The sequence below is a fragment of the Actinoplanes sp. KI2 genome (assembly GCF_025630775.1).
Lineage (GTDB): Bacteria > Actinomycetota > Actinomycetes > Mycobacteriales > Micromonosporaceae > Actinoplanes.
This window is the reverse complement of sequence record NZ_JAOSZE010000057.1, coordinates 44,742-57,023: the sequence shown is the minus strand read 5'-3', so window position 1 is coordinate 57,023 and position 12,282 is coordinate 44,742. Positions and strand designations below refer to the sequence as shown.

At 69.0% G+C, this 12,282-nt stretch carries 7 protein-coding genes; 4 read left to right on the top strand and 3 right to left on the bottom strand.

The window, feature by feature from the left end:
• The first annotated feature begins 626 nt into the window (after positions 1–626).
• Positions 627–1,655, top strand: a complete 1,029-nt coding sequence (locus ODJ79_RS40725; RefSeq protein WP_263029058.1) for a LacI family DNA-binding transcriptional regulator — start codon at positions 627–629, stop codon at positions 1,653–1,655.
• Between the two features lie 30 nt (positions 1,656–1,685).
• Here the strand turns inward: ODJ79_RS40725 and ODJ79_RS40720 are convergent, their stop codons facing one another.
• Complete coding sequence (locus tag ODJ79_RS40720) at positions 1,686–2,972, bottom strand: ricin-type beta-trefoil lectin domain protein (protein WP_263029060.1); 1,287 nt, start codon at positions 2,970–2,972, stop codon at positions 1,686–1,688.
• A 591-nt stretch (positions 2,973–3,563) separates the two neighbouring features.
• Between ODJ79_RS40720 and ODJ79_RS40715 the strand changes: the two genes are divergently transcribed.
• Entirely contained in the window at positions 3,564–5,126 is a 1,563-nt protein-coding gene (locus ODJ79_RS40715) for an RICIN domain-containing protein (protein WP_263029057.1), read from the top strand.
• A 66-nt stretch (positions 5,127–5,192) separates the two neighbouring features.
• Here ODJ79_RS40715 and ODJ79_RS40710 read toward each other — a convergent pair whose 3' ends face one another.
• Positions 5,193–6,206 carry a LacI family DNA-binding transcriptional regulator gene (locus ODJ79_RS40710; RefSeq protein ID WP_263029056.1) on the bottom strand — a complete coding sequence of 338 codons (1,014 nt, stop codon included), beginning with the start codon at positions 6,204–6,206 and terminating at the stop codon, positions 5,193–5,195.
• Between the two features lie 191 nt (positions 6,207–6,397).
• On the opposite strand from ODJ79_RS40710, the gene ODJ79_RS40705 reads away from it, so the two are divergent.
• On the top strand, positions 6,398–8,122 hold the full coding sequence (locus ODJ79_RS40705; RefSeq protein ID WP_263029055.1) for an amylo-alpha-1,6-glucosidase: 1,725 nt from the start codon (positions 6,398–6,400) through the stop codon (positions 8,120–8,122).
• A gap of 158 nt (positions 8,123–8,280) precedes the next feature.
• Positions 8,281–10,668 (top strand): RICIN domain-containing protein, encoded by a 2,388-nt coding sequence (locus tag ODJ79_RS40700; protein ID WP_263029054.1) that lies wholly within the window; start codon positions 8,281–8,283, stop codon positions 10,666–10,668.
• A gap of 136 nt (positions 10,669–10,804) precedes the next feature.
• Here the strand turns inward: ODJ79_RS40700 and ODJ79_RS40695 are convergent, their stop codons facing one another.
• The gene (locus ODJ79_RS40695; protein WP_263029053.1) at positions 10,805–12,277 is read right to left on the bottom strand and encodes an arabinofuranosidase catalytic domain-containing protein; all 1,473 of its coding nucleotides are present in this window, start codon (positions 12,275–12,277) and stop codon (positions 10,805–10,807) included.
• Between the last annotated feature and the right edge of the window lie 5 nt (positions 12,278–12,282).

Genomic DNA, 12,282 nt, shown 5'->3' with positions numbered 1-12,282 from the left:
GGCGATGGCGGTGCCGAAGTAGCGGCCTGATTGCGCGGCCGCTGCGCCCAGGGTGCCGGCTGCGGCGTTCGCGGCCGGCATCACCATGACGACACCCGCCGCCGCCACGGCGGCGACAGCGCTGGCGACCACTGCTTTGACCTTGAGAGATCTCGTCTGCCGGGTTCCGCCACGATGGACGAGAGGACTTGTCGTCACCATGGCCTCCTTTCCTGGCCTAAGCCCGAGCCGTCCCGGTGGACGACCGGGCGGCGTTCGACTCATTCATCAACGTCGATGCTGCCGGGCGGCTTGGCCGTGGGCAATAAGTTTCGAGAAATTTCCGATACAAGCTTGTCCAAATAGCACGCAAATGTACGCATTAGTTCCGCGCGGGCGCCGATCTTCACGATGGTGCGGCGCTCTGTTCGATGGAGTGAGCTACGAACGATCCCGAAAGTTCCGGGGCGTCTACCTGCCATTGGACGCTCTCAAGCCCGGATCAGCGGCCCGAAATTCGCGGGGCACTCGACGACTCGGCGCTCGCCAACAATTTCGCGAACGTAACCCGTGCAGCGGCCGCGGCAACCCCGCCCGGCTGCAACGCCGGCGCTTCCGGACCCTGCCCGGTCCGTACACTCGCTGCCATGTTGGACAGCCCCCGGCCCCGGCGCCGCCGGCGCGTCGGCGACCTGCCCGTGGCGGCGATCGCCGAGCTCGCGGGAGTCTCGCCGCCGACGGTGTCGAAGGTTCTCAACGGCCGGGCCGGCGTCGGCGACGAGACCCGCCGGCGAGTGGAGGCGCTGCTGCGCGACCACGGCTACCGCCGGTCCGCCCCGGCCCAGGCGGCCCGGCATCTCGAGGCCGTGTTCTCCGGCATGCTCAGCTCCATCGCGATGGAGATAATGCGTGGCGCCGAGGCGGTCGCCGGCACCCACGACATGACGTTCGGCTTCCTCGACGTGGGTCGGCGGCCCAAGACAAGTCCACTCTGGATGGATACGTTGCTACGCCGCCGGCCCGCCGCGGTGATCGCCGTCTCCTCCGCCATCACCCCCGAGCACCGCGAGACGCTGGAGGCCGGGGGAGTCGCGCTGGTCGCCCTGGACCCGACCCGCGACCTGGGCAGCACGCCCGCCATCGGCTCGACCAACTGGAGCGGCGCGCTCGACGCCACGCGGCACCTGCTCGACCTGGGCCATCGGCGCATCGCCGTGGTCGCCGGGCCGGCCAAGGACCTGTCGTCGCGGGCCCGGCTGGACGGCCTCCGGGCCGCCATGGACGCCGCGGGCGTGCCGTTCGACCGGCGCCTGTTGCGCTCCGGGGCGTTCCGCTTCGAACAGGGCCGTGACCTCGGGCTCGAGCTGCTGCGGCTGCCCGATCCGCCCACCGCGATCGTCTGCGGCGACGACCTGCAGGCGCTCGGCGTCTACGAGGCGGCCCGGATCGCCGGCCGGCGCATCCCCGACGACCTCAGCGTCGTCGGCTTCGACGACATCGAGCAAGCCGCCTGGTGTGCACCGTCGCTGACCACGGTGCGTCAGCCGTTCGCGGAGATGGGCGCCGCCGCCGCGAAGGTCGCCATCGCGCTCGCGGCCGGTGAGACACCGCGACGGACCCGCGTCGAGCTGGCCACGACGCTCGTCGTACGGGGCAGCACCGCGCCCCCGGCATGACGACCTCCGCAGCGGCACCATGAGATCGGGTCAGCCGCGAAGGCTCCACTGCTGGTTGGAGCCGCCGGTGCAGGACCAGAGCTGGACCTTGGTGCCGTTGGCGGTGCCGGCACCGTTGGCGTCGAGGCACAGTCCGGACTGCACACCGGTGAGGGAACCGTTGGCGTTGAGCGCCCACTGCTGGTTGGCCTGACCGTTGCAGTCCCAGATGACGACGGCGGTGCCGGGGCCGGTGCCCTGACCGCTGGCGTCCAGGCACTTGTTGCCGTACACCGTCAGCTGGCGGCCGGAGGTGTAGGTGAAGCGCTGGTTGGTGCCGCCGTGGCAGTCCCACAGCTGCACCTGCGTGCCGTTCGCCGTGGTGGAGTTGGGCACGTCGATGCAACGGCTCGAACCCGCGCCCACGATCATGACGTTCGTCTGGCCGGCCGGCGGGCTGCTCGGCGGTGTGCTCGGGGGCGTGCTCGGGGGCGTGCTCGGCGGCGTCGTGCCGGCGAAGGAAGAGATGAACTGCCACGCCTCTCCCTTGGTCCAGGTCCGGGCGCCGTCGTCGCAGCCGGAGCACCCGTCCACCGGGCCGGGCCCGTGGCCACCGTCGAAGGCGGCCCACTGCACCGGATATCCGGCCCGGCAGGAGTACGCGGTCGTGATGTGCCGACCGCTGCCCGGCGCCGGCTCCGGCGGGTTCTGCGGAGTGCAGCCGTTGTTGCGTACGTACGTGTCGCGCAGCGCCCGGCCCTGCGAGATGTTGAGGACGTTGTCGGAGACGCCGTGGATGCCGAAGTACCCGATCGGCTGGGTACCACCGCTGCAACCGGACAACTGTGCACCGGAGTAGACCACGACCGCCCGGAAGACGGTGGCCCGGGCGCACGCGATGGCGTAGCTCATCCCGCCGCCGTAACTGAACCCCATGGCGAACAACTGCGTGGTGTCGACGCAGAGATCATTCTCGATCATCCGGACCATGTCGTCGGTGAACGTGAGGTCCTGGCCGTTGCTGTTGGCCCAGCCGTTCCCGATCCCCTGCGGCGCGACGAGGATCGCGGTGTTGTTGGACTGCTGTTGCATGCCGTAGTAGGCCCACCCGGCTCCGCTGGTCCCGCCCGAGGCAACGTCGTTCATCGTGCCGCCCCGCCAGTGGTATCCGAAGATCAGACGGTACGGGTGCGTGTTGCTGTAGCCGTCGGGAATTCGCAGGATGAAGCTGCGGCTCTGGCCACCGCTCTGGATCGTGTAGGAGCCGCTGTGCAGCGTCGGGCCTTGGCCGCAACCCGCCGTCGTCGCCGCGGACGCGAAACGAGCGGTCGCCGTCATGACGGCGAGCGACCCCGCGGCGACCACGACGACGGCGCCGAGCACCGCGACCCAGCGCGGAAGGAAGCGTCGTCCTTGGACAGTTCTCACGGCTCTGACTCCTCGTTGGGGAAGCGAATGGACTCCTCGTTGGGGAAGCGAATGCCTGTCCGATGCGCGCACGCCGAAACATAAGTCGTATGACGTATGGCGTCAATAGATTTAGGAATTTCGATGTCTGGACATGCCGGCAGCGGCGGCACCTCGGTCCACGTATCGACATCGATCGCTTGACAGCCCGGCGTCGGCGCGGCTACATTCGGAAAACGATTTCCTATCACGAAGTCCGAGGTGAGGTGCTGCTTCGGGCCTATAGCGTGCACGAGGTTTCCGCCGGGCGCGCCACCGTCGCCAGGAAGAGAAGAATCTAGTGAACGGAGCGGGAGCAGAATGATCCGAGCCATCCGAACAGCCCGGCCCGGCCGAGCCCGCCGTTCCGCAGCAGCGGCAGTCGCTCTCGGCCTGCTCTGCCTGGGAATCGCGCCGGCACCGGCATCCGCGGCGGCGGCGTCGGCCACCCTCGTGGTGAACGCGAACCAGGCCTTACGACCGGTGACCCATGTCGCGACCGGCAGCCTGTACGGCCTGGCCAACGCGACCCAGCCGACCGTCGCGCTGGCCCAGGCGATCAAACCGAACACCTTCGTGCAGATGCCCGCGGGCGGCAGGCAACAGCCGACCGGCGACATCTCCGTGGTGGCGCCGACCGCGGTCAGCGTCGGCGCGAAGCTGGTCAACCGGCTGTCGGACTACTACGCGGGCTGGCCCTACCAGTTCAGCTGGAGCACCTGGACGCCGTTCATCACGTCGCAGATCAACACGATGAAGTCCTCGTCCTACTACAACAGCATTTCCGGGTACGAGCTGTGGAACGAGTCGGACAACACCTGGAACTCGGCCAACGGCACCTACGAAGCGTTCTGGACCACGACCTTCCGCCAAGTACGCTCGCTCGACGCCGCCAAACCCATTCAGGGCCCGAGCTTCTCGGACAACATCGGCGACATGGAGAACTTCCTCCGCAACGCGGTCGCGACCAACACCGTGCCCGACGTCCTCGCCTGGCACGAACTTTCGAGCTCCTCGAAGATCGCCGGTGACGTGGCCAAGGTCCAGGCCCTCGAGGATCAGCTCGGCATCAGCCGGCGACCGGTAGCGATCGAGGAATACGCGTCGCCCAGCGAGGTCGGCCTGCCCGGCCCGCTCGTCGGGTACATCTCGAAATTCGAGCGCCTCGGTATCCGCGATGCCGAGCTGGCCTTCTGGAACCAGTCCGGTGCGCTGGGCGATCTGCTGACCGCCCGAGGCGGCAGCCCCAACGCCGCCTACTGGCTCTACACCTGGTACGCGGCGATGAGCGGCACCATGGTGGTGACCACCCCGCCCGCGCAGACCGGCATCGACGGGTTCGCCTCGGTGCCGTCGGGCAACAACCAGGTGAGCATCGTCGTCGGCAACTGCAGCGGATCGTGTGCCGTCACGGTCAACGGGCTCAACCTCGGCAGCACCGTCAGTGTCAAGATCGAACAGACCGTGTCCCAGGGGCGCACCGTCGCGTCCGCCGGTCCCAGCACCATCTCGACCACGACCTACACCCCGTCCAACGGCACCATCAGCGTTCCGATCACGATGGCCACCAACAACGCGTACCGCATCACCATCACACCCGGCTCGACCGGCTCCAGCCTGGCCGGCACGTACCGAATCGCGAACGTCAACAGCGGCCTGCGCCTCGCCACTCTCAACGGGGGTACGGCCTGGGGCACGTCCGCGGTCCAGGAGACAGCCAGTAACAGCTCCTCCCAGATCTGGACCCTCACCGCGGACGGCGCCGGGCACTACAAGATCGTCAGCCAGGCCGCCAACGTCGTCCTCGGCATCCAGAACGCCTCCGCCAGCCAAGGCGCGCCCGCCCTGGTGTGGGGCGACACCGGAACGTCCGATCACCTGTGGACAGTGACGTCGGCCGGCAACGGTCAATACAAGATCTGGAACGTCAACAGCAACCTGTTGCTCGGTGTCACGAACATGGCCACCACCTCGGGCGCTCAGGTGCTCCAATGGGGCGATAACGGCACCGCCGACCATCTCTGGACGCTGACCAAGATCGGGTAGGACTCTCCCGAGGTGCCGTCCCGGTCGGCCGGGACGGCACCTCATGCGCTCCGGATCGGGGCCGGGTCAGCGGGCCGGTGCCGGCCCGGTGCTGTCCCGCAGCGAGATGGGCGGCGTGAGCAGCAGGTGACGCGGTGGCGTGGTGGGTGCCGCGATGCGTTCGAGCAGCAGTTCGACGGCGTGTGCGCCCATCTCCGGGGTGGGCACGTCGGCCGCGGTGAGCTGGGGACGGAAACCCTCGGCCCAGTGCCGGGCCGCCACCCCGGCGATCGACAGGTCGCGCGGGACCGAGATCTTTGCCCGCTCGATGCCGAGCTGGATGCCGGGCAGCGCGGCCTCATTGATCGTGGTGATCGCGGTGACCTCCGGGTGCCGCTCGCGGAGCTGCTCGAAGCATTCCTCACCGGCGCCGGGGTCGTCGGCGCACGGCACCTCGACGCCGCTCAGGCCGCGCTGGTGGACCGCCTCGGCGAAACCCGCCTGGGCGCGGTGCGCCGGGCCGTAACCCGAGGCGATCAGCTCGGCCGAGCGATTGATCAGCGCGATCGAACGATGCCCCAGGTCGGCAAGGTGGTGCACACAGCGCGCCATGAGCGTGGCGTAGTCGAGGTCCACCCAGCACGTGCCGTGCGGATGAGCGGTGTGACCGATCGTGACGAACGGCAGCCCGGCCTGCTGCAGGCGGGTGACGCGCTCGTCCTCGAGCCGGATCTCCATGAGGATGACGCCGTCGGCGCGGCTGCCGGAGATCAGGCGTTCGAAGGAGCGGTCGTGGTCGCCGCCGGACGGGGAAAGTAGCACGTCGAGGTCGGCGCGGGCGGCGGCCTCGACGACGCTGGCCACGAAACCGAGCTGCATGTCGGTCAGGCGTTGGCTGGCGGGCGGAATGACCAGTCCAAGGGTGCGGGTTCGCCCCTCCTTCAGGGCCCGGGCAGCGGCGTTGGGCCGGTAGCCGATCTCGTCGATGACCGCCTGGATCCGCTGCTTGGTCTCCGGGGTGACCGGTCGACGTCCGCTCAGCGCGTACGAGACGGTGCTGCGCGACACCCCGGCGCGCCGGGCGATCTCGCCGATGTTCATGGGTCTCTCCTGAGCTACGTCGGCCGATCGTCGAACCGGTTCGGCGTCGAGCCTGGCCATGACGGCGCTTGGTGTCAACCGACGACCCTACGTTGACCTCGCCCCGCCCGAGGCCTATGGTTCGGCGGACCGACTCGTCGAATCGATTCGCTATCTTGAGTCAAGGCCGATGACGAAAGGTACCCGTCTCCGTGGTCACCACTTTCTCGGTCCAGGATGTTCCGTTCAGCCACCCTGGGGCCTGGTTCGGCATTTCGCCGGTCGTCGCGGAGAAGACCTACGCCGATGATCTGCATCTGGTGTCCCATCAGACCGGAATGCACGCGGTCCTGCGCTTCGTCCCGACCCGGGGCGGCGGCCGCGTCGACGCGCGGGTCACGGCGACGCCGGCCCGGCTGGAGTGGGCGCACGGGGCCGGCGCCGTCGAGGTGGTTTTCGAGAACGCCGACACGGTCCGGCTGCGTGGCCGTGGCCTCGGCATGCGGGTCGCGGCGGCCGCGGCGGCGTTGACGCCGTTCTCCGGGGCATACCTTTACGGTGATCCGCGGGACGGCTCGTACGTGTTCACGTCGTACGAGACCGGCCGTCGGTACCGGGTCACGGTGCTGCCCGGGAGCCGCGGCACGGCGGCGGGCGCCGAGTTGCTGGGTTCCGGCGACCGGCATCTGGACCTGCCGGACGACTGTCCGTGGGAGGTGGCGATCGAGGAGTATGCGACCGGCCGGGACCCGTACCGGCCCGACGCGACCTTCGATCAGCTGGCTGACGCGGCGCGCAGCGGGTTTGACCGCTACCTCGACGCTGTCGCGCCGTGGCGCAGCACCCGGACGCCGGCCGCCGAACTGGCCGTCTATGTGCTCTGGTCGGCCACCGTGGCGCCGGCCGGCTTCCTCACCCGCCCTGCCGTGCTGATGTCGAAACACTGGATGGACAAGGTCTGGAGCTGGGACCACTGTTTCAACGCCCTGGCGCTGGCCGCCGGCGACCCGGACCTGGCCTGGCATCAGTTCCACGTGCCCTTCGACCACCAGGACCCGACCGGCGCTCTGCCCGACTCGGTGGCCCACTCCGAGGTGCTCTACAACTTCGTCAAGCCGCCCCTCCACGGCTGGGCCTTCGCGCGGCTGCGCCGGCTGCTGCCCGCCCCGCCGGCCCAGGATCGGCTCGCCGAGGTCTATCAGCGGCTGGGCCGATGGACCGAGTTCTGGCTCACCCAACGCCGCGCGCCCGGGCACGTCCTGGCCCACTACCACCACGGCAACGACAGCGGCTGGGACAACGCCACCACGTTCGACGCCGGAGGGGTGCTCGAGACGGCCGATCTCGCCACCGCGCTGATCATGCAGCTGCGTGAGCTCGGTCGGCTCGCCGCCGAGCTGGGCCACACCGCCGCGGCCGTACGCTGGACCGACACCGCCGAGCAGATGCAGGCCACACTCCTGTCGACGCTGTGGGACGGCAGCCGCTTCCGGGCCCGCAACACTCACACGGGGCAGCTGACCGACAGCACCAGTCTGCTTGCCCTCATGCCGATCGCGCTCGGATCCGAGCTGCCGGACGAGGTCCGGATCGCGCTGACCGCGAATCTCAAGGCCCACCTCACGCCACACGGACTGGCCACCGAACCGCCCGGCTCGCCGCACTACCTGGCCGACGGCTACTGGCGCGGTCCGATCTGGGCGCCGCCCACCCTGCTCGTGGAGGACCGCCTGCGGCGAGCCGGCCAGCGCCGGCTTGCCGACGACATCAGCGACCGTTTCCGCCGGCTCTGCGAGACCTCCGGCTTCGCCGAGAACTTCAACGCGGAAACCGGGGAGGGGCTGCGCGACCGCGCCTACACCTGGACAGCCGCCGGTTACCTCATCCTGGCGGCGGCCCATGAAGCGCGCACCAGTACATCGATGAACATCGCTTGACATCCATCATACGTATCACCTATGTTGCAGGCAAATGGCGGCGAGATACGTCCCGGACGCTCCTGCCGAGCCTCCGGCAGACGTCTGAGCAGACCCGCGCCGCCGGACCAGCCGTCCGGGCTCCCCACCGACGACTCCACCGCTCTCGAGGAGTCCCGATGCCCCTGCTCTCGTGTGCCCGGCGCCGACCACTGATCGCCGGGATCAGCCTGTCGGCCGCGGCCGCGGCGACCGTTGTCCTGGTCAGCGCGTCACCCGCGGCCGCGGCAACCACCACGCTCTACGCCGCCCCGGCCGGCAGCGGCGCCGCCTGCTCGAGCGCTCAGCCGTGCTCCCTGTCCGGGGCTCAGGCGGCGGTGCGGTCGGCGGCCGGCGGCATGACCGGCGACATCGTCGTCCAGTTGGCCGACGGGGCGTACCGGCTGTCCGCGCCGCTGCGCTTCACCGCGGCCGACTCGGGCACCAACGGCCACACGGTCGTCTGGCAGGCCGCGCCGTCCGCCCACCCGGTCATCACCGGCGCGCGACAGGTCACCGGCTGGCGGCAGACCGACGCCGGGCGAAACATCTGGCAGGCGAGCATCGGCAGCGGGCTCGACACCCGGCAGCTCTACGTCAACGGCAGCCCGGCCACTCGAGCCCGCACCCAGGTGAACCGCTCCGATTTCACCGCGAACGGCACCGGTCTGCGATTCACCAATTCGGCACTGAGCTACCTCAACTCGATCGCGAACCAGAGCCGGGTCGAGGTGGAGGCGATCAACTCCTTCACCGACCGCTACGCACCGGTGCAGAGCATCAGCAACAACCTGCTGACCATGCAACAGCCGGCGTGGAACAACAACGCCCTCGGGTACGACACGTTCACCAGCCCCTTCCGGGCCGGCCCGATGTACCTGGAGAACGCGTACGAATTCCTCGACGCGCCGGGGGAGTGGTACCTCGACCCGGCCACCGGCACGCTGTCCTACATTCCCCGTTCCGGGGAGTCGATGACCAATGCCGACGTGGAACTGCCCACCCTTGCCTCCTTGGTGGACGTGGGCGGCACGTACGACTCGCCGGCGCACGACCTGACCTTCTCCGGCATCGAGTTCACCGGCACCAGCTGGCTCGGTCCCAGCAGCAACCAGGGCTACGCCGACCAGCAGACCGGCGCCTACCTCGCCGGAACCCGGTCGTGGCCCGGCTTCGGCTCCTGCACGTCCGGCTGCACCCAGTTCGAGGCCACCCGTCCGGCGTGGAGTCAGATGCCCGCCGCGGTGCAGGTGTCCGCCGCCAGCACGATCACCTTCACCGGCGACCGGTTCGTCAACCTCGGGCAGACGGCCGTCGGCATCGGCAACGACGCCAACGCCCACGCGAGCGGTGTCGGTCTGGGGACCAGCTCGATCACCGTCACCGGGTCGGTGTTCACCGGGGTCGCGGCGGGCGGGATCGTCGCCGGCGGAGTCCAGGCCGACGCGCACCACCCCAGCGACAGCCGCATGGTCAACCGGAACCTCACGATCAGCAACAACCTCGTGCACGACCTCGGCGTGGACTACCGCGGCATCGTCTCCTTCCTCAGCACGTACGTCACGAACGCCGTCATCACGCACAACGAGGTCTACAACATGCCGTACTCCGGCATCGCTGTCGGCTACGGCTGGGGCGCGAACGATGCCGGTGGCAGCAACGACTACGCCAACCGCGGCCTCTACAACTACCAGCCCCGGTATTCCACCGCGACGACCGCGACCGGGAACCAGGTCACCGGCAACTACGTGCACGACGTCATGCAGCAGATGAACGACGGTGGCTGCATCTACACGCTCTCCGCCAACTCGGGCGGACTCGTGAACGGCAATTACTGCCTGCACACCCACGGGTATTTCGGCCTCTACTTCGACGAGGGCTCCCGATACTGGACCGCTAACGGCAACGTGTTCTCCGACGTCGGGGTCTGGTCGACCGCCAACGCCAATGCGAACAACAACACCGGCAACCTCACCGTGACCGGCAACTGGACCACCAACGGCACCACGTACATCGGCAACGGCGACCGTGGCAACAACGTGTCCGGCAACACGACGGTCACCGGCGGCAACTGGCCGGCCGGCGCCCAGGCGGTGATGTCGTCGGCGGGCATCGCCTCGGGCAACCCGCCGGCCCGGCAGAACGTGGAGATCGTCGGCGACGGCTCCGGCCGGTGCGTCGACGTACCGAACTCGAGCACGACCAACGGCATCCAGGTCCAGTTGTACGACTGCTCCGGCAACGCCAACCAGCGCTGGACGTACACCTCCGGCAAACAGCTGCAGGTGTATGGGAACAAGTGCCTGGACGCCTCCAACCAGGGCACCGCCAACGGCACCAACGTGATCATCTGGGACTGCAACGGCCAGGCCAACCAGCAGTGGAACATCACCACCACCGGCACCATCACCGGGGTCCAGTCCGGGCTGTGCCTGGACGCCAACGGCGCAGCCACCGCCAACGGCACGAAGGTGATCCTCTGGTCCTGCAACGGCGGATCCAATCAGCGATGGAGCACGCGCAACTGATCCCGCGACACCCGGGTCACCCGGCCGGCTCGATCGACCAGCAGGTCGAGCCGACCGGGCACAATCCCGCCTCCGGTGGCCGATGTGCCGGCCACCGGAGGCGTGTGTCCTTCTCAGGTGAGTCGTCCTTCCGAGGTCAGCGGGCCGACCATTGCTGGTTCGCACCGCCGTTGCAGGACCAGAGAATGATTTTTGTGCCGTTGGCGGTGGCCGCGCCGTTGGCGTCCAGGCACAGCCCGGACTGGACCCCGGTGATGGTGCCGGTGGTGGTGATGTTCCACTGCTGGTTGGCCTGGCCGTTGCAGTCCCAGATGATCACGTTGGTGCCGTTGGCGGTGCCCTGGTTGGAGGCGTCCAGGCACTTGTTCCCGTACACCTGCAGCTGTTTGCCGGAGGTGTACGTCCAGCGCTGGTTGGCGTTGCCGGAGCAGTCCCACAGTTGCGCCTGGGCGCCGTTGGCGGTGCTCTGGCCGGTGACGTCGAGGCATCGTCCGGACTGGCCGCCGACGAGCTCGGCGTTGTTCGGGCCGCTGCCGCCGCCGCTGCCGAAGGAGTACCCGGCCGCGGCGATGCTGGCCTGCACCGCGTTCTCGGTCGCGTCCGACGGGTAGCCGGAGATGACCGCGCCCTCGAAGAAGTAGCCGACGCCGGAGACGCTGTTGTCCCCGCCGGTGCCCAGCAGCAGGGAGCTGTCGGTCTTCATCGGGGAGTAGCCGTTGGGCAGCGGCCCCGAGAAGGTGGTGGTCAGCCCGCCGGTGGTGGCGTTGCCGTACTTGAGGGTGAAGTTGCTGGTGCCGTTGTTCTTCTCCCAGGCGCTGACGAAGGGGAAGTGCACGCCGGAGTTGTTCGGGTCTTTGTTGGAGCCGGTGTTGGTGTGGTACATCCCGTTCTCCAGGTCGGCCTCGACCCACGGGCCGGAGCCGACGCATCCGCCGAACCAGCAGGCGGTGCCCCATTCGATCGCGTTCATGGTGGCGTTGCCGGTGTCGGTGTGGGAGTTCTCGCCGCTGCCGTAGTCGAAGCAGCACCACTGGTTCACGTAGTTGGACGACGTCACCATGTAGACGCCCTCGGGATGCGGGCCGGTGGGGGCGTTGCGGGCGTTGTCGACCCGGTACCCGACGCCCTGAGTGACCTTGATGCCGTACGCCGGGTGACCGCCGACGGTCAGCGGCAGCGCCTTAGCGTCGGCGCCGACGTCGGCGCCGTTGGGGCCGGGACCTTTCCAGTAGCCGCCCCAGGAGATCGGCATGTCGTTGTGGTTGCTGGTCTGGTCGTAGATCTTGGTGATCGTGCACGAGGTGCCGGCGCAGAAGGCGTCCTGGGTCCCGGCGTTGGCGTAGCCGCCGGCCGCGAGCAGACCGACGTCGGAGTACGCCTTGTCGGACGACCGCTGGACCTGGTAGAGCGGGCCGTTGTAGGACCCGAACAGGGCGCGCGTGGTGCTGTGCGCGCCGATGCACGGCGTGCCGCCGGCGGCGTAGATGTCACACACCGCGGAGGTGGCGGCGACCGCGGGCGGTGACACGGCGACCATCGCCGCGGCGGCCGCCAGCACGGTGGCGAAGATGCCGGCCGCCACGCGAAGGCGGTTCCTTCTCGTTGTCATGACAG

Bases quoted from the DNA above. Each gene is read 5' to 3' on its own strand.
- ODJ79_RS40710 (WP_263029056.1), bottom strand. From the start codon at position 6,206: ATGAACATCGGCGAGATCGCCCGGCGCGCCGGGGTGTCGCGCAGCACC.
- ODJ79_RS40725 (WP_263029058.1), top strand. From the start codon at position 627: ATGTTGGACAGCCCCCGGCCCCGGCGCCGCCGGCGCGTCGGCGACCTG.
- ODJ79_RS40700 (WP_263029054.1), top strand. From the start codon at position 8,281: ATGCCCCTGCTCTCGTGTGCCCGGCGCCGACCACTGATCGCCGGGATC.
- ODJ79_RS40695 (WP_263029053.1), bottom strand. From the start codon at position 12,277: ATGACAACGAGAAGGAACCGCCTTCGCGTGGCGGCCGGCATCTTCGCC.
- ODJ79_RS40720 (WP_263029060.1), bottom strand. From the start codon at position 2,972: ATGACGGCGACCGCTCGTTTCGCGTCCGCGGCGACGACGGCGGGTTGC.